Genomic DNA, 21,022 nt, shown 5'->3' with positions numbered 1-21,022 from the left:
GTCGCCACTGTCTCTCGCCTGTGAGGCTTGCGCGCTCGGCACACGGGGTGCGCGCGGGCGGGAACCGGAACCGCTACGGTTCGGCTACCAGTGTGCCAGATCCTCCAACCATCCCAGGCCACAAGACATTCCCCGCCCCCGCTCACCTGGAGCTCCCGGTCTCCTGCGGGATCCGGGCGTCATCGTCCCAGGTAGGCCAGCACGGCCAGGACGCGCCGGTGGTCGTCGGTGGCGGGCTCCAGGCCGAGTTTTCCGAAGATGCTGGAGATGTGCTTCTCCACGGCGCCCTCGGTGACCGTCAGCCGCGCGGCCACCGCCGCGTTCGAGCGGCCCTCGGCCATCAGGGCCAGGACCTCGCCCTCCCTGGCGGTCAGCGACTCCAGCGGATCGCCCCTGCGCCGGCCGCTCAGCAGCTGCCCGATCACCTCGGGATCGATCACCGTCCCTCCGGCCGCCACCCGGCGTACCGCGTCGAGGAACTCGGCCACGTCCGCGATCCGCTCCTTGAGCAGGTAGCCGACCGCCGCGGCGCCACCGCCGATCAGCTCGGTGGCGTACTGCTCCTCGACGTACTGCGACAGGACGAGGATCGGCAGGCCGGGCCGGGCCGACCTGGCCGTGAGCGCGGCGCGCAACCCCTCGTCGGTGTGGGTCGGCGGCATCCGCACGTCCACGACCGCCAGGTCCGGATCGTGCTCGGCGACCGCCGTGACCAGGCCGGGACCGTCCCCGGCCACCCCGACGGTCTCGATGCCCCCGTCCGCCAGCAGCCTGGCCAGCCCCTCGCGCAACAGCACCGAGTCCTCGGCGATCACCACCCGCACGTGTCCGGATCCTCACCACTCGCAGGGCAGCTCGGCCCTGATCATCGTCGGGCCGCCGAGGGGGCTGTCGACGCTCAGGGTGCCGTCGATGGTGGCCGCCCGGTCGGCCAGCCCCGACAGGCCGCCCCCGGGCCTGGGCACCGCGGCACCGACCCCGTTGTCGTAGACCTCGACGATCACCCGCTGCCCCCGGCGGCTGACCCGGACGAACGCCTCGGTCGCCTCGGCGTGCCTGGCCAGGTTGGTCAGGCACTCGGCGACCACGAAGTAGGCGATGCTCTCCACCGCCGGCGGGGGACGGTGGGAGACCTCCACCGACAGGTCCACCCGTACGGGGGCACGGGCGGCCAGCGACGACAGGGCGGCGTTCAGGCCCCGGTCGGTGAGGATCGCCGGGTGGATGCCCCGGGCGAGGTCGCGCAGTTCGGCGATCGCGGCCTTGGTGCCCCGGTGGGCCTGGGCCAGGAGCTCCCTGGCCTCCTGCGGGGCGGTGTCCAGCTTGGCCTGGGCCCTGCCCAGGTCCATCGCCACCGACAGCAGCCGCTGCTGGGCGCCGTCGTGCAGGTCGCGCTCGATCCGGCGCCGCTCGGCCTCGGCCGCGTCCACCCCGCGCGCCCGGCTGGCCCGCAGGTGCGCGGCGCGGGCGGCCAGCCGGCTCTTCTCGCTCGCGCCCAGCAGGGCGACCCCGAGCAGGCCGTGCAGCCAGGCCATCCCCCGGGTCGCGTACAGGGCGACCGGCACCAGGGCCAGCCCGGCCAGCGTGCACAGCAGCGCCTCCGGCACGGTGTCGAGCACCAGCCCGCCGACGGGGTTCATCGGCTCCCCGGCCAGCATCGACGGCAGCGGCGCGAGGGTCAGGGCCAGCCCGAGGGTCCACAGGACCACCGAGACGGTGAACTCCGCGATCCCGATCGGCAGCAGCAACAGCAGGTAGAGCAGGTCCTTCCAGGTCGCCGGGTCGACGAACATGTCCTTCCAGCGCAGGAACAGGTTGTCGCCCTCGGAGGGCCGGTAGGGGTCGGGGATGTCGACGCCGAGGGCCGTCCGCAGGAGCCTGCGCTCCAGCATCGCCGCCCCGCGCCAGGCCAGCATGGTCAGGGCGAGCAGCGGCAGGCCGACCCAGACGATCACCAGGACCAGCGAGATCGGTACCGTCCCCGCCAGGAACGCGAAGCAGGCCAGGCCGTAGAACATGCTCCCCAGCAGGTACGGCACGGCCCGCCAGGTCGTCGGGTCGAGCAGCACGCCGACGGGGCCGTCCGGCCCGAGCGGCACGCGCCGCCGGAGCGGTGTCCCGGCCACGGTCGTGCCCGCCACCGTCTCGGCCGTCATGCGCCTCCCCGCCCTGTTCCCGCCCGCCGCCGCGGGCCGTCCGGTCACGGGCGTGGCGCCCGCGTGGACCCTGATCGCCGACCGATCGCCGACCGATCGCCGGCTGATCGCCGGCCGTGCCCGCGGGCCGTGATCGCGCCCGCGCCCTCCGCGCGCTCCGGACGGGGACGGCTCATCCGGTACGGGGCGCGCGGTACGAGAATCCGTCCCCAGAAGTAGGGATATCCCGAAGCGCGGGGCCGGGCAAGGGCTTTGGAGACGCCGAACGCCCCGGCCTTTCCCGGCCGGGGCGTTCGCGTACCACGGATGATCAGTCCCGGTCGGAGCTGACCGTCGTCTTCTGCACCTGCAGGAGGAACTCCGCGTTGGACTTGGTCTCCCTCATCTTCTCCAGGAGGAGTTCGAGGGCCTGCTGCATGTCGAGGGCGTGCAGCACCCGGCGGAGCTTCCAGGTGATCTGGAGCTCGTCCTTGCCCATCAGGATCTCCTCCTTGCGGGTGCCGGACGCGTCGACGTCCACCGCGGGGAAGATCCTCTTGTCGGCCAGGGAGCGGTTGAGCTTGAGCTCCAGGTTTCCGGTGCCCTTGAACTCCTCGAAGATGACCTCGTCCATCTTCGAGCCGGTCTCGACCAGCGCGGTGGCCAGGATCGTCAGCGAGCCGCCGTTCTCGATGTTGCGGGCGGCGCCGAAGAAGCGCTTGGGCGGGTAGAGCGCGGTGGAGTCGACACCACCGGACAGGATGCGGCCGGAGGCCGGGGCGGCGAGGTTGTAGGCGCGGCCCAGACGGGTGATCGAGTCCAGCAGCACGACCACGTCGTGGCCCAGCTCCACCAGGCGCTTGGCCCGCTCGATCGCCAGCTCGGCGACCGTGGTGTGGTCCTCGGCCGGACGGTCGAAGGTCGAGTGGATGACCTCGCCCTTCACCGACCGCTGCATGTCGGTGACCTCTTCCGGACGCTCGTCCACCAGGACGACCATCAGGTGGCACTCGGGGTTGTTGCGGGTGATCGCGTTGGCGATCGACTGGAGCACCATCGTCTTGCCGGCCTTGGGCGGGGAGACGATGAGGCCGCGCTGCCCCTTGCCGATCGGGGCCACCATGTCGATGATGCGGGTGGTCAGGATGTTCGGCTCGGTCTCCAGACGCAGGCGCTCCTGCGGGTAGAGGGGGACGAGCTTGTTGAAGTCGGGCCGCTGCCGGGCCTGCTCCGGGTCCATGCCGTTGACCGTGTCGAGGCGGACCAGCGCGTTGAACTTCTCGCGGCGCTCACCGTCGCGGGGCTGGCGGACGGCGCCGGTGACCACGTCGCCCTTGCGCAGGCCGTTGCGGCGGATCTGGGCCAGGGAGACGTAGACGTCGTTGGAGCCGGGCAGGTATCCGCTGGTCCTGACGAACGCGTAGTTGTCGAGGATGTCGAGGATTCCGGCGATCGGGATCAGGACGTCGTCGTCGCCGACCACGGGCTCGTTGCTGTCGAAACGGTCACGGCCACGGCGGTTGCGCTCGCGGAACCGGCCGCGACGGCCGCGGCGGTCGTCGTCCTCGCCCACCCCGTGCTGGTCGTTGCGGTCCTGGGGGCCGCGGTTCTGCGGGCCCCGGTCGGCGCGCTCGCCACGGTCACCGCGCTCGGAGCGGTCACCGCGGTCGTTCAGCCGCTCGGAGCGGTCGCCACGGTCGCCCAGGCGCTCGGAGCGGTCGCCACGGTCGTTGAGCCGCTCGGAGCGGTCGCCACGGTCGTTCAGGCGGTCGCCACGGTCACCGCGGTCGTTGAGCCGCTCGGAGCGGTCACCGCGGTCGCCCAGGCGCTCGGAGCGGTCGCCACGGTCGTTCAGCCGCTCGGAGCGGTTCTGGCCGGCGTCGGCGGCGCGCTGGTCACCGCGCTCACCACGGTCGCCGCGGTCGCGGGTCCGCTCGCCGCGCTCGCCGTTGCGTCCACGGCGCTCGCCGCGCTCGCGGCGGCTCTCGCCACGATCGCCACGGCCCTCGGCCGGGACGGTGTCGATGGTCTGCTGCTCCACGACGGGCTCGGGCGCCACCACGGCGGCCACGGGCTCGGGGGCCGCGGCCGGGGGCGCCTGCTCCACGACGGGCTCGGCGGCCACGGCGGGGCGGGAACGTTCCCTGCGGGTACGCGCCGGACGCTCGGTGACCGGGGCGGCCACGACGGCGGGGACGGCCGCGGCCGGGGTCTCCGGGACGGTGACGGGAGCCTGGGCGCTCTCGCTGGAGACGCCCTGCTTCTCCTGGATGGCCGCGATGAGCTGGCTCTTGCGCATCCGGCCCGTCCCGCTGATGCCGAGGCCCGAGGCCATGGCCTGCAGCTCGGGCAGCACCATGGCGGACAGGCCGGTGCCGGAGCGACGGCGCGGCTTGGCCGCGGGGCGGGTGGGGGTGTCACCGGCCGCCGGCGGCGTGCCGGTGACGTCGGAGAGGAGTTCGGTGGTGTCGCTCACTAATGGGTCCTTCCCAGGGGTCGGGCGTGGCCATGATCAGCCAATCGTCCCGGTGGTGCCATCGACCCGGTGGGACAGACCGGGTCGGGTTGCACGTCGCGATCCTCGACGGCCCATGGAGGGCCGCCGCCGCTGTCGGAGAAGGCGTATCCAGGCCGTCACCATCGAGAATCGCCGACGGTGGGACTTGGAGGACACCTCCCGGATCGCTAACCGGCAACCAGATGTCGAGGTAGATCGAACGCGCATGTCCCCGAAAACACCGCTTCTCGGTGCCCCAACCGAATGTGGAGCGTTCGGAGGCGGCGAATTTCGGGGAGGCCACTGCGGCGCTCACGCCTCACAGGTGAGACATGATGCAGCGATGTGTGGCTGACAAGCACGCACCCAACGCGGGGCACCTGGTGCGGCTATCAGCCTAACATCACCAGCGCACACAGCTATTCCCTGAAGGTCGAAGAGACGTCAGCGTGTCTCGGGAGAAACGACGCGGGCACCCCGGGTTTCGACATCCAGTGGCTGGATGTGCCAGTCATTACCCACTTCCGCCACCATCGAATCCTGCGTATTCGGCGTGGAAAACGCAAGAACCGTGGGACCCGCTCCCGAGACGACCGCCGCGACGCCGGCCTTGCGCAGCCGTCGTACCAGGTCGGCCGTGTGCGGCATCGCCGGGGCGCGGTACCCCTGATGGAGCCGGTCCTCGGTCGCGGCCAGCAGAAGGTCCGGTTCCGGCCGCGCGGTCAGCGCGGCGATCAGCAGCGCGGCCCGCCCGGCGTTCGCGGCGGCGTCGGCGTGCGGGACGTCCTCGGGCAGCAGCCCGCGGGCGACCTCGGTGGAGAGACGGAACCGGGGGATCATGACGACCGGGCGGACGTCCGGGTGCGGGAGCAGCCGCACCAGGTGCGGCACGCCCGCGTCGTCCGTCCACGCGATGGTGAGCCCGCCCGCCAGGCACGGCGCCACGTTGTCCGGATGGCCCTCGATCGCGGTGGCCAGCGCGAGGACGCCGTCGTCGGTGAGATCGCCGTCTCCGGACGGGTCGCCGACCAGGACGCCGTCGACGGCCCCGGGGTCACCGGCCGGGCCCTGCGGGCGGGAGGCGGTCGCCAGCGCGCGGGCGGCGAGGATCCCGGCGCAGATCGCCGCAGAGGAGGACCCCAGGCCACGGGCGTGCGGGATGCGGTTGAGGCAGCGCAGCCGGATGCCGCGCGGCTGCGGGAAGCCCACCGCGTCGAAGGTGGCGCGCATCGTCGTGACGATGAGGTGCCCCTCCCCGTCGTCGAGCTCGCCCGCCCCCTCCCCCTCGACCTCGATGACGACGCTCCGGGAGCCGGTCCCGGCGGGGGGCTCGAACAGCTCGGCCTCGACCTCGTCGTACAGGCCGAGGGCCAGTCCCAGCGTGTCGAAACCGGGACCGAGGTTGGCCGACGTCGCGGGAACCTGGACGATCACCCTGCCGGCGGTCATCGGTGTCCGGGGGCCAGGCCCCCCGGTGTGGCCATGGCGGACACGTCACCTCTCCTTCCTGCCCCGCTCGGCGGGGTGTCTGCTGCCGTACCCGTGTACGCGCGCGGTGGCGGACGGCGCCGCGAGGTCACGCGGGGCCGTGCGGGGACGCGGGGGCGGCCCGGCGGTGGATCCGGACGAGCCGGGGTCACTAGGCGAGTTCGAGGGCGGTGGCCGCGGCGTGGGCGTCGATCGGGATCGTCACCGGCGTCGGGGCGCCCGAGATCGCCCAGTCGGGGTCCTTGAGGCCGTTCCCGGTCACCGTGCACACGATGCGCTGCCCGGGCTCGACCAGCCCCTGCCCGTGCGCCTGCAGCAGGCCCGCCACGCTGGCGGCGGAGGCCAGCTCGACGAACACGCCCTCCTCCTGCGCCAGCAGCTTGTACGCGGCGGCGATCTGGCGGTCGGTGACGGCCTGGATGACGCCGCCGGACTCGTCCCTGGCGGCCTCGGCGAGGCCCCACGAGGCGGGGTTGCCGATGCGGATCGCGGTGGCGATCGTGTGCGGGTGGGTCACCGGCGCGCCGCCGACGATCGGCGCCGCGCCGCTGGCCTGGAAGCCGAACATGCGGGGCGTCCGGGTCGCGACGCCGTCCCCGGCGTACTCGGTGTAGCCCATCCAGTACGCCGAGATGTTGCCGGCGTTGCCGACCGGGATGCAGTGGATGTCGGGGGCGTCCCCGAGCGTGTCGACGATCTCGAAGGCGGCGGTCTTCTGCCCCTGCAGCCGGAACGGGTTCACCGAGTTGACCAGCGCGATCGGGTAGCTCTCCGAGAGCTTCCTGGTCATCTCCAGGCAGTCGTCGAAGGAGCCCTCGACCTGGAGCAGCTTCGCCCCGTGCACCAGCGCCTGGGCCAGCTTGCCCATCGCGATCTTGCCCCGGGGCACCAGCACGGCGCAGGTCAGGCCCGCGCGGACCGCGTAGGCCGCGGCGGAGGCGCTGGTGTTGCCGGTGGAGGCGCAGATGACGGCCTTCGCGCCCTCCTCCACGGCCTTGCTGATGGCCATGGTCATGCCGCGGTCCTTGAAGCTGCCGGTCGGGTTGAGCCCCTCGACCTTCAGGTAGACCTCGCAGCCCGTCAGCGCCGACACCCGGTTGGCCGGGACGAGCGGGGTGCCGCCCTCCAGGAGCGTGACGACAGGCGTCGTCGTGGTGACCGGCAGCCGGTCACGGTACTCCTCGATGAGGCCACGCCACGCCCTGGTCATGATCACTCCTCCCGCGCCCGGCCGGTCCGGGCGCGCCACCTGCGGTGTTGAGAAAGGAGTCTACGGGCAACCCGCCCGGTTCCGGGATCCGTGGTCCAACAGATGGACAGGCCGCGCGTCCTGCCCACAGGAAGCACTCAGAATGGGCCGGTATGGTCTGCCGGGTTCGAGGGGCCTCGACGAGGGCTCGACTGATCGTGGAACACGGTTCTCCGAACGGACGAGGGGTTGTCACATCATGAGGGGCGGGGCGGCCGATCTGCCGCCGATCCGGCACAACGACTACTCACCGCTGGTCCCGCCCGTACTGGGTGAATGGGAGCCGGAACTCCCGGTCAGCGTGGTCGTCCCGGCCCGGGGCGGGCAGCACGGGCTCGACCTGGTCCTCGCCGCGCTGGCCGCGCAGACCTATCCGGATCACCTGATGGAGGTGATCGTGGTCGACGACGGCAGCGAACCGCCGCTGCGGCTGCCGGAGATCACCCCGCCGGACACCAGGATCGTGCGGGCCGGCCCGTCGGGGTGGGGCATCGCCCACGCGGTCAACACCGGCGCCGCACTGGCGCGGGGGCGCGTCGTCCAGCGCCTGGACGCCGACATGGTCGTCTGCCGCGAGCACATCGAGGCGCTGGCCCGCTGGCACCACCTGACCGACCACGTGGTCGCCATCGGCGCGAAGAGGTTCGTCGAGGAACCCGTCCTGACGCCCGAGCAGGTGCACGAGGGCGTGCGCGCGGGCTCCCTGGGCTCGATCTTCGACCTGACGGCCGCGCTGCCCAGCTCCACCGAGCAGACGATCGCCCGCACCGACGGCCTGAGGACCAGCCGCAACCCCTACCACGTGTGCACCGGGCCGACGGTGTCGATGCGGCGGGAGATCTTCGAGGCCGTGGGCGGGCTGGACCCCGCGGTGCTGCGGGGCGAGGACACCGAGTTCGCCTACCGGCTGGCCGCGCACGGCGTGGTCTTCGTCCCCGACATGGCGGCCCAGGCCGTCCACCTGGGGCTTCCCGCCCAGCGCAGGGACCGGGACCGGGCGGTGCGGCTGGTGGCCCCCTACCTGGCCCACCGGGTGCCGCTCCGCCGCGACCTGCGCAAGGACCGGGGCCGGCACTGGCTGGTCCCGTACGTTGAGGTGGTGCTCGACGCGGGCGGGCCCGCCGGGCCGATCCGCGAGGCGGTGGGCGCGGCGCTCGACGGGTCGCTCGGCGACGTGATCGTCACCCTGGTGGCGCCGTGGTCGCGTCTGGCCGGCGACGGCCGTCCGGAACCGGACGACCCCCTGTTCGACCTGCGGCTGCTGCGCGAGCACTTCGCGCACGACGAGCGGGTGCGGTTCGCCGACGAGGTCTCCCCCACCCCGGCCCCGATCCCGTTCCGCTACACCGGCCCGGTCTCGGTCCCGCTCGGACGGGACTCGCTGGAGCGCATGATCGCCCGCGTGCAGGAGGACCGGTGGGGCATGCTCGTCGTCGATCTCGGCGACGCGGGCACGGCGACGCTGGAGCGGACCGAGGCGCTGGGCCGGGCGAGGCTGCTCGGCGCGCAGGACGTGGCGGCGTCGGTCGAGGCCACCCACGGCGTGCTGCGGGGCGACCGGGCGGAGTTCTGGCCGGCCGGGAGGGCGTCCCGCGCACCGGCCGCCGACGGGGCACCGGCCGTCACCGGGGCCGGGGCACCCGCCTCCGGGCGGGCCGCGGGCACCGGCCCCGCCCGGCCCTCGTCCCCGGCGTCCCCGGCGTCCCCGGCGTCCCCGGCACGACCCCGGGATCAGAACCGGGAGCAGGACCGGGGACGGTCCCGCGACCAGGACCAGGCACGGTCACGGGATCAGGACCGGGACCGGGACCGGGCTCAGGGACAGGCTCCGGCGCGGCCCCGGCCCGAGGAGGAGCGCCGTTCCCTTCTCGGCAGGCTGCGCACCGCCCTGAAGAACTGAGGCCCCGCCGCCGGTACGGGAGCGCGCGGGCGAGACCGGACCTCGCGTCCACCGGGACAGGGCCCGGGGAAGATCAGCGGCGACGGGTGATGGCCCGTCTGACCGAGGACAGCAGCCTGTACTGGACGACCTTCCTGGCCGCGGCCAGGTCCTTGCGCAGGGCGCCGACCTCGCGCCGCAGCTCGACCGTGTTCCTGCGCCAGCGGCCCGCCTCGTCGCGCCACTTGGCCACCTGGCCCCTGAGCCGCTCGGTCTCCCTGGTGAGGCGGGCCACCTCGGCCTCGGCCTCGATCCTGGCCCGGCGGGCGCCCCGGCGACCGGTGATGGGACGGGCTTCGGACGCGAACCCGTAGCTCTCGCCGTCCACCCAGATCACGCCGAAGGTGTCCTCCACGGCGTCGTCGAGGTCCTCGCCCTCCTCGCGCACGATCGCGGCACGGGCGAAGGCGGCGGTCCGTTCCAGACGCGCTGTGACGATCATCGGCCCCGCCTCCCGGGTGGGGTCGGCTCCCTCGGCCAGCAGCACCGAGACCAGGCCGTACCCCTCGTCGGCGGCCAGGTCGAGCAGGCGCGCCAGGGTGTCCTCGCCGGGCACCCATCCGGCGGGCAGCCTGAACCGGAACGGGACCGCCCCGACGGCGGAACCGGTGCCGGAGCCGGTGACGGACTCGGTGACGGAGCCGGACTCGGGCGAGGAGTCGACGAGGCGGACCCTGGGCTCGTGGGCGTAGTGGCCGCGGATCAGCGCCAGGTCCAGGTCGGGGTCCCTCAGCGGCGCGCGCCCCTCGGTGCCGACGCGCCCCCACGGCCCGGTCAGGGTCACCGCCACGTCGGGCACGGTGCCCGCGAGCACGGCGTCGACGGTGGCGCGGACCTCGTCGTAGCCGTACCGGTGGCCGTGTCCGGGGCGGCGCCCGTGCTCCTGCCCGTCCCCGTGTCCACCGTCGTGCCCGTCGTGCCCGTCGTGCCCGCCGCTCCGGCCCGGCCGTGCCGCGGGTTCGACGATCACCTCGACGTAGGGCACCTTCCACTGCCTGGCCGGGTGCGAGCGGAGCCAGCGGTAGGACGGGATGCGGTCGGCCACGAACGCGTGGCTGACCCGGTCGATCCGGGCCTTGTCGCGCATGCGCATGGTCGGGCCCAGGTGGAAGGCGCGCGAGCGCGGCTCGGGGACGAAGACGGCCCCCGCCTGGGCCAGCCGGTAGCCCAGCTCGGTGTCCTGGCCGAGGATCAGGTCGGTGTCCATCGGCCCGGCGGCGGCGAGCAGCGCGGCGTTGACCGAGGTGGCGCCGCCGACGTGCAGGCTGAAGGCACGGTGCGGGTTGGCGGTGAGGCCGTCGGTGCGGTCGACGAGATCGACCAGCCAGGCGTGCGGCTCGGCGGGCTCGAAGATCGCGGCGAGGTCGTCGGCCGCGGCCACCGTCCCGGGCGCGGGCAGCGCGGCCGGGGTGAAGCGCAGGTATCCGGTGACCACCAGGTACGGGGCCGCGTGGTGCCAGCGCATGTGCGCCTCGATCGACCCTCGGTCGAGGACCACGTCGGAGTCCAGCCAGTGGATCACGTCTCCGGTGGCGGCCGACAGCCCGGCGTTGCGGGCGTGGGCCCGGCCCGGGACGGGACAGACGATCAGGCGGGTCCCGGGCGGGCGGAGGTCCGGCAGGCGCAGCGGCGGCTCGCTGCCGTTGTCGACCACGACGACCTCGGTCAGGGCGGCCGGGTAGGTCTGACCGGCCAGCCCGGCGAGCGCCAGATCGAGTTTCTCCTGGTCACCATAGGCGGGGACGACCACGCTGACCCGCAGCGACGGCGTCCAGGCCCCTGAGGCGGGGGGTGTGAGGCCGCGGTAGTCGTTGCCGGCGATCCGTGCGGTCATGGCGTTTCCAGGATCAGGCTCGGGCGGAAGCCGCGCCACTGGTTCGACGCGACGCGGAGGAAGTGGGCCAGGGGCAGCCGCCAGGTGTGCCGGGCCTCGATCTGGCGCCGCAGCACGTACCCGAGGCCGTGGGTGCGGTAGGCGCGCGCCCCGGCGGCGTGGGCGGCCTTGAGCAGCCCGGCGTCGACCGCCCTGGGCAGCGGGGGGAAGCCTCCCAGGTCGGCGAAGTCGTCCCTGCGGATCAGGATCGTGCCTCCGGCGACGTGCTCGGACCAGACCTCGCTGGTGTAGTCGGTACGGCGGATCGTGGCGTTCAGCGGCTCCAGGTAGAAGAACTCGGCGGCGGTGCCCACGATGTCCGCTCCGGCGTAGGACCTGGCCAGGAGCAGGTCGGCCAGGTGCTCGGGGCCGTACCAGTCGTCGTCGTCCCACTTGGCGAGGTGGTCGCCGCCCGCCCGGGAGGCCGCCAGGTTGAGCACCTCCCCGAACGGCGTCTCCTCGGCCGCCTCGACCACGGTGACGGGCAGGCCGCACTCGCCCACCGCCCGGCGTACCGGCTCGTGGTCGGCGGGCACCCCGTGCAGGCCCAGCACGACCTCGACCCCGACCCGGCGCTGCCGGGCGATCTGGCCGAGCGCGAAGCCCAGCAGGTGCGGTCTCCTGCTGGCCATCACGACGCTGACCTCGGACTCCGCCGTCGCCGTCCGGCCGCCTTTCGCGTACTCGCGCAGCCCGTGACGGCGCAGCCGCACGCTCTGCTCCTCCCTGCGCAGGGCGGTGACCGACCGGGCACCGGCACCACCGCCCTCGCCGGGCGTCCAGGAGGCGAGCAGGCGGGCCAGGACGGGGTCCGTCCAGTCCGGTGAGGCCGCGGCGTGCAGCGGCACCCCCGCGGCGGCCAGCCCGATCACCGCGTCCACGGGCACCGGGGAGGAGGGCCACCGTACGACCAGCCCGCGCAGCGGGCGCAGACGGGCCGCACAGGCGGCGTCCGGCCGGTCGCCCAGCGGCTCGCCCGCGGCCGACCAGCCCCGGCCGTCCCAGGTCAGCTCGGCGGTCTCCCCGTCCGCCGGGCGCAGGAAACCCACCGGCGTCGCGGGGACGACGGGAGCCGGGGCGGGGGCGAGCGAGGCGGACGGCGCGGGCACCAGCGAAGGATAGCGAGCCCGGAAGATCCGTTTTCACCGCACTTCATACCCGGCATGGACGGTCGCCGACGGTGACGCGTCCCGCCGCCCAGGTCGTCCCCCGGGTCTGTGCCTCACCTGTCACATGGGTCACAGGAACCTTCGAATTCCCATTTATCGACATATTTGCGCTTGCAGGGCGGATAGCCTCGCTTATCTCCCCTCACACGACAGGTAACACCAGGAAGAAGAGCGGCACGGAAGGTAGGCGCGGATGCCCACGCCCCGAAAACTGACGCTTCTCGCGGCGATCGTCGGCCCGCTGGTCCTGATCACGCTGGCACTGCTCGCGATCACCGGGATCGTCTCGGTCACCGCGGCCCTCGTGCTCGGCGCCCTGGCGACGGTCCTGGCCGTCCAGCTGCTGATGATCCTCACCGTCCGCAGGGTGGACGGAAAGGCCCTGCGCATCGACGCCCGCGTCAAGCGTCACGAGGCCGAGATGGCCACCGTCAAGACGGTCGCGGAGCGGCTGGACCGTCGGCTGGACGAGATCACGGCGCTGATCGAGAAGCACGAGAACAGGCGGGACGAGGATCTGCAGGCGATCCTGGTCTCCCTCGGCGAGGACCGGCTGGCCTTCGCGCCGGGACGCCGTCAGATCGAGGAGACGGTCCGCGACCTGCTCTCGCACCCGGCCGAGAGCGCGCACGGGCAGGCCCCGTACGCGCCCGCCGCGCACGGACAGGCCGCGCACCGACAGGCCGCGCACGGGCAGGTCCCGTCCCGGGAGGGGACGGGCCGGGTCCTGTCGGAGAGGGAAGCGTGACCGCGACCGGTCCCGCCTCCCCGGGCGCGGGCGGCCCCGGGCCCGCCCGCGCGGACGCCCCCACCCCTGCCCCCGTCCCCGTCCCGGTCCCGGTCCCCGGGACCGTGCCCGCCGGACCGGCCGCGCCGCGTACCGGGCCAGGGGCCGTCCCTCGCGCCAGGGTCAGGCACAACGACCACGGATCGCTGGTCCCGCCCGAGGTGGGCGAGTGGGAGCCCTGGCTCAGGGTGAGCGTGGTGATCCCGGCGCACGACTGCCAGGAGTCCCTGGAGCGCACGCTCGCCGCCCTGGCCGCGCAGACCTATCCGGCGCACCTGATGGAGGTGGTCGTCGCCGACGACGGCAGCGACCCGCCGCTGCGCCCGCCCGCGCTCGCCCCGGCCGCGACCCGTCTGGTCCGGGTCCCCGACGGCCGCTGGGGGCGGGGCTGGGCCCGCCAGACCGGTGCCGCCGAGGCCGCCGGGGACGTGCTGCACTGGGTCGACTCCGACGTGATCCTGGACCGGGAGCACGTGGAGGCGCACATGCGCTGGCACCACGTCGTCCCCTACGCCGTCGTGATGGGCGACGTCCGCTTCACCCCGGAGGAGACCGGCCCCTGCCCGGGGGAGATCTTCGAGGCCGTGGCCGCGGGGGACGCGGAGAAGCTGTTCGACGAGTCGGCGCCGCACGCGTGGCGGGCGGGGATCCTGGAGGGGACCCGCCTCCTGCGGGACGCCGGCGCCGGGGCGTACCGGCTCCACTCGGGGGCCAGCACCTCGGTCCCGGCGGCGCTGCTGCGCTCGGTGGGAGGGGTGAACACCACGCTGAACATGGGCGAGGACACCGACCTGGGCTTCCGCCTCGCCCAGGCGGGCGCGGTCTTCGTCCCCGACCCCCGGGCCCGGGCCTGGCACCTGGGCCCGTCCACGGTCATGGTCAGGGAGAAGGAGGTGCACCGGCACAACTGGTCGGTGCTGCCCGACCTCATCCCGGATCTTCGCTGGCTGCGCACCCACCCGCGCAGGAACTGGCTGGTGCCGTACGTGCACGTGATCGTCGACGCGCGCGGCACCGGTTACGAGGACGTGCGGGGATGCGTGGACGCCGCGCTCGCGGGCACCCTGGTCGACGTCGCCGTCACCGTGGTGGGCCCGTGGTCGCAGCTCCCGGCCGGGCGCCGCCCCTCCCTGGACGAGCCGCTGCTCGACCTGCGGCTGGTGTACAACCTGTACGCCCACGAGCCGCGCGTCTCCTTCACCGAACGGGTGCCCGCGAGCTCGGCGCCCGCGCCGTTCCGGCTCCTGCTGCCCGCGGGGTGGGCGCTCGGTCCCGGCAGCCTGGCCGAACTGGTCGCCCTCGCCGAGCGCGAGGGGTACGGCCTGCTGAGCGTGGCCCTCGACGAGAGCGCCGCCGGGGTCGGCGCGGCCAGGCTGGAGCGCACCGCCGCCTTCGCCAGGGCGGCCCTGGTGGCCGACGACGGGGTCCCTGGGGTCCCTGTTCCGGCCCCGGACGCCGGGGAGACCGCCGACGGCGCGCCCGCGGACCTCGACGGCCTCGTCCACGAGCTGTTCGGGTCGTTCTGGGTGGGCGCCGCCGAGTTCGGCGTGACGACCGTCGCGGAGGCCGAACCCGTCACCGGCGACACCGCGAGGTGGCGGGCCGACGCGGCCCGCTGGAAGCGCGAGGCGCGGCGCCTGGAGGGCGAGCTGCGGGACCTGCGCGCCGAGGCCGACCGGCTGCGGGACGAGGCCGGGCGCCTGCGGGACGAGCGGCGGCGCGGCCCGCTGGGGAGGATCCTCTCGACGGCCGCGCGCCGGGGCGGGACCGGCTGATGTCACTCCTGACCGATCTCGTCCGCGCCGCCCGGGAGCGCGCCGGCAAGGGGCGCGTGCTGGTCTACCACGTGGGCTTCGAGACGCCGGGCGAGCTGGAGGCATGCGGGGCGATGGACCTCGACGGCGACACCGGCGGCCTGCCCGGCGCCGAGGAGAGCGCCGCGGAGGTCCTGGTGCTCGCCCGGACGGCGACCGACGTCCGCAGGGCCGCGAGCCTGCAGGCGCTGCTGCCCCTGGCCGCCCGGGTCGTCGTCGCCGTACGGGAGACGCCGCACTGGTACACCGCGCCGGTGCTCTCCCCCACCCCGGCCCACCGCTGGCGCGCGCTCGTCGAGCTCCGCGTCCACCGGCCGGCACCACCGTCCTGGGTGGTCGAGGCCACCTTCTCCAAACCCGTCCCGGCCGGTCGCACGCTCGCCGCGACCGCCAGGGCGTTCGGCGGGCACCGGCTGGACGCGGTGGCCGCGCCCGTCGCCGCGCTGGCCGGTCCCGGGGCGGCCCACTGGCGTCCCGGCGACCCGAACGCGGCCCCCGCCCCCCCGGCCGGGCCGGTCCCGGACAGGTTCGGCGCCCGCGGGGCCGACCTGGGGGTGCGCGCCGTCGGGCAGGAGCCGCCGGACTGGGAAGGTGAGACGGTCCCGGACGACCGTCCCGAGGCCGCGCTGATGAGCTGGGAGCGGCTCGGCCGGCCCGGCGGGGGCGCGATCGCCCGGAGCGGGCTCGGCGACCTGTCCGAGCCCCGGACCATCCCGCCGGTCGACGACCGCTCGGTCAACCCGATGGGCTTCGTCACCGTGCCCTCCCTGGGCATGGCCGACCTGTCGGTCCGCTCCGGCCGCTGGACGATCGTCTGCGAGGGCCGCGAGCTGACCGTCTTCGACGCCTCCGGCCGCGTCACCGACGTGGACGTCGACCGGATCCGGCAGGTCCGGGGCGTGCGGGTGGACTGGCGGCGCGCCCACACCGGGCCGGTGGCCGCGCTGCGGGTCGTCACCGGCCTGGCGGCGGCCGGGGTGCCGCTGGTCTGCGAGACCGTGCCGCGCTGGGCGGGCGCCCTGGGAGACGAGCTGACCAGGCTGATCACCTCGGCCGGGGAGCCGGGCCTCAAGGACGACCTGGAGCGCGAGGAGCACAGCGTCCGGCTGCGCCGGCAGGCGCTGCGCGTGCACGGCGTCCGGGCCCGCTGGGAACAGCTCGGGGCCCCGGCCCGGCCCCCGGCCCCGGTCTCGGTGCTGCTGGCCACCCGGCGCCCGGACATGGTGCCCTTCGCCCTGGAGCAGCTCGCCAGGCAGCGCGGCGCCACGTTCGAGGTGATCCTGGCCCTGCACGGCGTCTCCGCGGCGCACCCCGGCGTGGCCGGGGCGCTGGCCTCCTTCGAGCATCCGGTGACCGTGTTCGAGCCGGACGCGGGCACCGTGTTCGGGACCGTGCTGAACCAGGCCGCGGCCAGGGCGTCGGGGTCGTTCCTGCTGAAGATGGACGACGACGACTGGTACGGGCCCGACTTCGTCTCCGACCTGCTGCTGGCCCACTCCTATTCGGGTGCCCAGGTCGTGGGCATGGTCCCGGAGTTCGTCCACCTCGCCTCGATCGGGGTGACCGTCCACCGCGAGCAGGTCACCGAGCAGATCACCAACTTCATCGCCGGAGGGACCATCTTCTCCGAACGTTCCGCCTTCGAGGCCGTGGGCGGTTTCCGTCCCATGCCCGGGACGATCGACGCCCAGTTCCAGCACGCCGTGCAGGCCGCGGGCGGGCAGATCTACCGCACCCAGGGCCTGGGCTACATCCTGCGGCGCGGCAACGTCGCGAACCACACCTGGCGCGAGCCGATCGGCACGTTCCTGCGGCGCAACAAGCGCCAGTGGCGGGGTTTCCGGCCCAGCGCGCTGATGGAGCTCCCGGCGGAGGCGCCATGAGCGCGCCGCGGCCACCCGGCGCCGCGGACGCGCCACGGACCCCGGACCCCGTGGACGCGCCGCGGATCCCGGGCAACGACTACGGGGTGCTCCGCCCGGCCGATCCGGGCGCCTGGGAGCCCCGCCTGCCGGTGAGCGTGGTCATCCCGGCCCGGGGACGGCAGGACAGGCTGGACCTCACGCTGGCCGCGCTCGCCGCCCAGACCTACCCGTCGCACCTCCTCGAGGTGATCGTCGTGGACGACGGCAGCACGCCCCGGCTGCGGCTGCCCGAGATCGCCCCCGAGCGGACCCGGATCGTCGGCACCGCGCCCGGCCGCCGGGGCATCGCCTGGGCCGTGGAGACCGGCACGGCCGTCGCCGACGGCGAGGTGATCCACCGGATGGACGCCGACATCGTCGCCTACCGCGAGCACGTCGAGACGCACCTGCGCTGGCACCACCTGACGGACTACCTGGTGGTGACGGGCACCCTGCGCTTCACCGCCATGGACGGGACCCCGCCCACCCCGGCCGAGGTGCGGGCCGCCGTCGCCGGGGACCGGGCCGGGACCCTGTTCCAGGAGGACCCCGACCACGGGCACGACTGGATCGGCGAGCTCGTCGAGGCGCACCGGGGCTTCCGCGACGCACCCGGTGCGCTGCTGCACCGCGTCCACGTGGGCGCGACGGTCTCGCTGCCCGCCGCCCTGCTGCGCGAGGTGGGCGGGCTGGACACCTCGCTGGTCCTCGGCGAGGACACCGAGCTGGGGTACCGGCTGACCCAGGCGGGCGCGGTGTTCGTCCCGGAGGAGCGGGCGCTGAGCTGGCACCTGGGCACGACGACGGCCATGCGCAGGCCCGCCGAGGTCAGGCGGCACAACGAGCCGTTCATCGCCGACCGGATCCCCTACCGGCGCACCCTGCGCACCGACTCCGGACGGCAGTGGCTGGTCCCCTACGTCGACGTCGTGGTGAACGCCGAGGGCGGTGCCCGCTTCGAGGACGTCCGGGCGAGCGTGGACGGGACGCTGGCCAGCACCCTGCCCGACGTGCGCGTCACGGTGACCGGCCCGTGGGAGTCGCTGGAGGGCGAACGCCCCGCGCCGCTGGACGACCCCCTGCTCGACCTGCGGCTGCTGCACGGCCAGTACGCCCACGACGGCCGCGTCCGCTTCCTCGGACGGGTCCCCGCCACCTCGGCGCCCGCGCCGTTCCGCTTCGTCTGCCCGGCCGGGTGGGTCCCGGGGGCCGAGTCGCTGGACATGCTGATCGAGCGGGCCGAGAAGGGCGGCGAGGGCCTGCTGCTGGTGGCGCTGGACGAGGACGAGACGGGCGTCCTGGCCGCCCGGCTGGAGCGGACCGCCGCCGTCTCCCGGGCGCTGCGGGTGGCGCGCGAGGACGAGCCGATCGACGACGTGATCGCCGAGCTGTACGGGGTGACCTGGCTGGACGCCGAGTCCTGGCGGCTGCTGCCCGCGGCGCGCGCGTACCCCTCCTGGACCACGAACCGCAACCGGGAGGCGGCGCGCTGGCGGGCGACGGCCGAGACCCGGGCGCGGGAGGCCGAGCGCGCCCGGCGGCAGGCCGCCGCCCTCAAGGCCGAGGTCAAGCGGCTCCGGGCCGACGCCGCCAAGGGACGGCGCGACGCCGACCGGTGGAAGGAGAAGGCCGAGCAGCGCCGCCTGGAGGCGGTCGCCCTGCACCGGGCTCGGCAGCGTTCCCTGCTGCGCCGCGCCGCCCGCCGCCTGCGGGGGCTCGCGGGGGGCTCGCGGTGAGATCCGGGCCCGCGGCGGGGACGGGAGCGTCCTCGCTCAGCCCGGTGCGGCCGCCGGGTCCTCCGCCGGGGGCAGGGGGCGGTGGCGGGCGCCGACGGCGTCCTTGAGGGTCTTCACCACCGTGCCCCGGGACCTGCGGTCCTTGAGCCAGCCGAGGAAGTCGTTCATGCGCTCGGGGGTGACCGAGTAGAGGCCGCAGTCGTCGCAGACCCGGTGGAACACCAGGGGCACCAGGCCGCCGGTCTTCTCGGCGTTGAGGATCTGCTGCCTCATGTGCCGCAGCAGGGTGTCCTCGCGGATCGATCCCGGCGTGCGGATGTCGTAGCGGTCCCTGGGGCGGAGGGTCTCGGCACCGGGGCAGGCGGGGCAGGCCCACTCCTTGAGCCCGCCGACCCCGCGGGCCGCGTCGTAACCGCACCGCCGGGCCACCGCCTTGGCGTCGGAGTCGACCGAGCCGAACGGGTAGGCGAGGGTGACGGGCCGGTACCCCCAGGAGACGAGCCTCCTGCGGTCGTCGCAGATCTGCGTCTCCTGCTCGCTCCGGGTCAGTTCGGTGAGACGGACGTGGGTGAGGGTGTGCCCGCCGATCTCGTGGCCCTTCTTGGCGATCCGGGCGAGCCCGCGCCGGGTCAGCTTCTCCTCGCCGCCGACGGTGTCGGTGTTGACGTAGAACGTCCCCCGCATCCCGTGTCTCTCCAGCATGCCGGCCACGGCCGGGTGGGTGGAGTCGCCGTCGTCGAAGGTCAGCGAGACGACCGTCCTGACCTTCGGAGGCTTGCCGCTCCCCGCCAGGGCGGCCGGTGCGGCCACCGTCACCAGGACCGGTACCGCGAGGAGCGCCACCATCCGACGAACGACCTTCACGGAGGGTCCCCTTCCCGGAACTGCTGACACCGACAAAGGCAACATATCGCCCATCGAGGGCCGCGAGATCATCCGTTACCGAACACCCAGGAACCATGCCGACCCGGCATGACGAGCGCCCCGGGCCGCGAACGGCCCGTTCCGCCGGACCGGCCAGGCCCCGGGCAGGGCCGGGACCGGGATCCGGGCGGCACCCGGACGGGACCGGGGCGGGCGGACGCGGACGGCCGGGGCCGGGACCCCGGCCGTCAGGGGACGACGGCCGCCGCTAGGAGGCGTCCTCGCCCTCGACGCGCATGACGCTCACCACGTTGCGGACGATCTCCAGCTCGCGCAGCGCCTCGATGGTGGCCGAGAGCGCGGCGTCGCTGGCCCGATGGGTGACCAGGACGAGCTGGGCGTCGTCGCCGTGACCCTGCTGGCGGACGGTCTGGATGGAGACGTCCTGCTTGGCGAACATGTCGGCGACCCGGGCGAGCACGCCGGGCCGGTCGGCGACGTCCAGCGAGACGTGGTAGCGCGTGACGGTCTCGCCCATCGGGTGCACGACCAGGTCGGCGTAGGTGGACTCCTCCGGCCCCCGGGTGCGCGCCAGCACGTTGCGGGCCACCGCCACGATGTCGCCCAGCACGGCGCTGGCGGTCGGCGCGCCGCCCGCGCCCGCGCCGTAGAACATGAGCCGTCCCGCCGAGCGCGCCTCGACGAACACCGCGTTGTAGGCCTCGCGGACCCCGGCCAGCGGGTGCGTCCGGGGGATCATGGCCGGATGCACCCGTACGCCGAAGGAGCGGCCGTCGTCGGAGCGGGCGCAGATCGCCAGCAGCTTGATCACGTAGCCCATCGCCTTTGCGCTGGCCACGTCCGCCGCGGTGATCTCGGTGATGCCCTCGCGGTGCACGTCGGCGGCGGTGACCCGGCTGTGGAACGCGATCCCGGCGAGGATCGCGGCCTTGGCCGCGGCGTCGAAGCCCTCCACGTCCGCCGTGGGGTCGGCCTCGGCGTAGCCCAGCGCCTGCGCCTCGCCCAGCGCGTCGGAGAACGAGGCCCCGCTGGAGTCCATCTGGTCGAGGATGTAGTTGGTGGTGCCGTTGACGATGCCGAGCACCCGGTGCACGTGGTCCCCGGCGAGCGACTCGCGCAGCGGCCGGATCAGCGGGATCGCGCCCGCGACGGCCGCCTCGAAGTACAGGTCGGCACCCCCGGCCCTGGCCGCGGCGTGCACGGTCGCGCCGTCCTCGGCGAGCAGGGCCTTGTTGGCCGTGACGACCGACTTGCCGGCGTTCAGCGCGCTCAGGATGAGCGACCTGGCGGGCTCGATGCCGCCGATCACCTCGATGACGATGTCGATGTCGTCGCGGGTGACCAGCGCCTCGGCGTCGGTGGTGAGCAGGGCGGGGTCCACCTCGGCGTCCCGCCTGCGGCCCAGGCGCCGCACCGCGACACCGGCCAGCTCCAGCGGGGCGCCGACGCGGGCGGCGAGGTCGTCGGCCTGCTCGTGCAGCAGCCTGACCACCTGGGAGCCGACGACGCCGCATCCCAGAAGCGCGACTTTCAGTGCCATGAGGTC

At 74.4% G+C, this 21,022-nt stretch carries 14 protein-coding genes; 5 read left to right on the top strand and 9 right to left on the bottom strand.

The genetic code is table 11. From position 1 onward, the window contains the following. Window positions 1-179 precede the first annotated feature (179 nt). From ACZ6RT_RS12810 to thrC, 5 genes are all read right to left on the bottom strand, one after another. On the bottom strand, window positions 180-824 hold the full coding sequence (locus ACZ6RT_RS12810; RefSeq protein WP_399187506.1) for a response regulator transcription factor: 645 nt from the start codon (window positions 822-824) through the stop codon (window positions 180-182). A 12-nt stretch (window positions 825-836) separates the two neighbouring features. Beyond that, complete coding sequence (locus ACZ6RT_RS12805; protein WP_399187508.1) at window positions 837-2,156, bottom strand: sensor histidine kinase; 1,320 nt, start codon at window positions 2,154-2,156, stop codon at window positions 837-839. Between the two features lie 310 nt (window positions 2,157-2,466). Beyond that, entirely contained in the window at window positions 2,467-4,611 is a 2,145-nt protein-coding gene (rho, locus tag ACZ6RT_RS12800; protein ID WP_470153514.1) for a transcription termination factor Rho, read from the bottom strand. Between the two features lie 465 nt (window positions 4,612-5,076). Continuing rightward, complete coding sequence (locus tag ACZ6RT_RS12795) at window positions 5,077-6,081, bottom strand: homoserine kinase (protein ID WP_470153513.1); 1,005 nt, start codon at window positions 6,079-6,081, stop codon at window positions 5,077-5,079. Window positions 6,082-6,271: 190 nt separating this feature from the next. Further along, entirely contained in the window at window positions 6,272-7,330 is a 1,059-nt protein-coding gene (gene thrC / locus ACZ6RT_RS12790; RefSeq protein WP_399187514.1) for a threonine synthase, read from the bottom strand. Window positions 7,331-7,568: 238 nt separating this feature from the next. On the opposite strand from thrC, the gene ACZ6RT_RS12785 reads away from it, so the two are divergent. Beyond that, window positions 7,569-9,269, top strand: coding sequence for a glycosyltransferase (locus tag ACZ6RT_RS12785; protein WP_470153510.1), 1,701 nt, complete (start codon window positions 7,569-7,571; stop codon window positions 9,267-9,269). Window positions 9,270-9,342: 73 nt separating this feature from the next. On the opposite strand, the gene ACZ6RT_RS12780 is transcribed toward ACZ6RT_RS12785, so the two are convergent. Both ACZ6RT_RS12780 and ACZ6RT_RS12775 read right to left on the bottom strand, forming a co-directional pair. Continuing rightward, on the bottom strand, window positions 9,343-11,142 hold the full coding sequence (locus tag ACZ6RT_RS12780; protein WP_470153509.1) for a glycosyltransferase: 1,800 nt from the start codon (window positions 11,140-11,142) through the stop codon (window positions 9,343-9,345). After that, window positions 11,139-12,290 carry a glycosyltransferase family 2 protein gene (locus ACZ6RT_RS12775; RefSeq protein WP_470153507.1) on the bottom strand — a complete coding sequence of 384 codons (1,152 nt, stop codon included), beginning with the start codon at window positions 12,288-12,290 and terminating at the stop codon, window positions 11,139-11,141. The genes ACZ6RT_RS12780 and ACZ6RT_RS12775 overlap by 4 nt, the downstream gene beginning before the upstream one ends. A 253-nt stretch (window positions 12,291-12,543) precedes the next feature. On the opposite strand from ACZ6RT_RS12775, the gene ACZ6RT_RS12770 reads away from it, so the two are divergent. Genes ACZ6RT_RS12770 through ACZ6RT_RS12755 form a run of 4 tightly spaced genes read left to right on the top strand, consistent with a single transcriptional unit; the run spans window position 12,544 to window position 18,591 of the window. Further along, window positions 12,544-13,098, top strand: a complete 555-nt coding sequence (locus tag ACZ6RT_RS12770; protein ID WP_470153506.1) for an MCP four helix bundle domain-containing protein — start codon at window positions 12,544-12,546, stop codon at window positions 13,096-13,098. Beyond that, window positions 13,095-14,912 carry a glycosyltransferase family 2 protein gene (locus ACZ6RT_RS12765; RefSeq protein WP_470153504.1) on the top strand — a complete coding sequence of 606 codons (1,818 nt, stop codon included), beginning with the start codon at window positions 13,095-13,097 and terminating at the stop codon, window positions 14,910-14,912. The genes ACZ6RT_RS12770 and ACZ6RT_RS12765 overlap by 4 nt, the downstream gene beginning before the upstream one ends. Further along, window positions 14,912-16,834 (top strand): glycosyltransferase family 2 protein, encoded by a 1,923-nt coding sequence (locus ACZ6RT_RS12760; protein ID WP_470153502.1) that lies wholly within the window; start codon window positions 14,912-14,914, stop codon window positions 16,832-16,834. Before ACZ6RT_RS12765 ends, ACZ6RT_RS12760 begins: the two co-directional genes overlap by 1 nt. Next, window positions 16,831-18,591, top strand: a complete 1,761-nt coding sequence (locus ACZ6RT_RS12755; protein ID WP_470153500.1) for a glycosyltransferase family 2 protein — start codon at window positions 16,831-16,833, stop codon at window positions 18,589-18,591. The genes ACZ6RT_RS12760 and ACZ6RT_RS12755 overlap by 4 nt, the downstream gene beginning before the upstream one ends. 36 nt (window positions 18,592-18,627) lie before the next feature. Here the strand turns inward: ACZ6RT_RS12755 and ACZ6RT_RS12750 are convergent, their stop codons facing one another. Beyond that, the gene (locus ACZ6RT_RS12750) at window positions 18,628-19,455 is read right to left on the bottom strand and encodes a polysaccharide deacetylase family protein (RefSeq protein WP_470153498.1); all 828 of its coding nucleotides are present in this window, start codon (window positions 19,453-19,455) and stop codon (window positions 18,628-18,630) included. Window positions 19,456-19,723: 268 nt separating this feature from the next. Beyond that, window positions 19,724-21,016: a homoserine dehydrogenase gene (locus ACZ6RT_RS12745; RefSeq protein ID WP_344888697.1), complete on the bottom strand. Its 1,293-nt coding sequence runs from the start codon at window positions 21,014-21,016 to the stop codon at window positions 19,724-19,726. Window positions 21,017-21,022 lie beyond the last annotated feature (6 nt).

The sequence above is a fragment of the Streptosporangium sp. NPDC050148 genome, assembly GCF_055586505.1.
This window is presented reverse-complemented; position numbering and strand designations above follow the sequence as displayed.

Coding starts and splice junctions, on each gene's coding strand:
- ACZ6RT_RS12805 (WP_399187508.1), bottom strand. CDS start 2,156: ATGACGGCCGAGACGGTGGCGGGCACGACCGTGGCCGGGACACCGCTC.
- ACZ6RT_RS12795 (WP_470153513.1), bottom strand. CDS start 6,081: ATGACCGCCGGCAGGGTGATCGTCCAGGTTCCCGCGACGTCGGCCAAC.
- thrC (WP_399187514.1), bottom strand. CDS start 7,330: ATGACCAGGGCGTGGCGTGGCCTCATCGAGGAGTACCGTGACCGGCTG.
- ACZ6RT_RS12785 (WP_470153510.1), top strand. CDS start 7,569: ATGAGGGGCGGGGCGGCCGATCTGCCGCCGATCCGGCACAACGACTAC.
- ACZ6RT_RS12780 (WP_470153509.1), bottom strand. CDS start 11,142: ATGACCGCACGGATCGCCGGCAACGACTACCGCGGCCTCACACCCCCC.
- ACZ6RT_RS12770 (WP_470153506.1), top strand. CDS start 12,544: ATGCCCACGCCCCGAAAACTGACGCTTCTCGCGGCGATCGTCGGCCCG.
- ACZ6RT_RS12760 (WP_470153502.1), top strand. CDS start 14,912: ATGTCACTCCTGACCGATCTCGTCCGCGCCGCCCGGGAGCGCGCCGGC.
- ACZ6RT_RS12755 (WP_470153500.1), top strand. CDS start 16,831: ATGAGCGCGCCGCGGCCACCCGGCGCCGCGGACGCGCCACGGACCCCG.
- ACZ6RT_RS12745 (WP_344888697.1), bottom strand. CDS start 21,016: ATGGCACTGAAAGTCGCGCTTCTGGGATGCGGCGTCGTCGGCTCCCAG.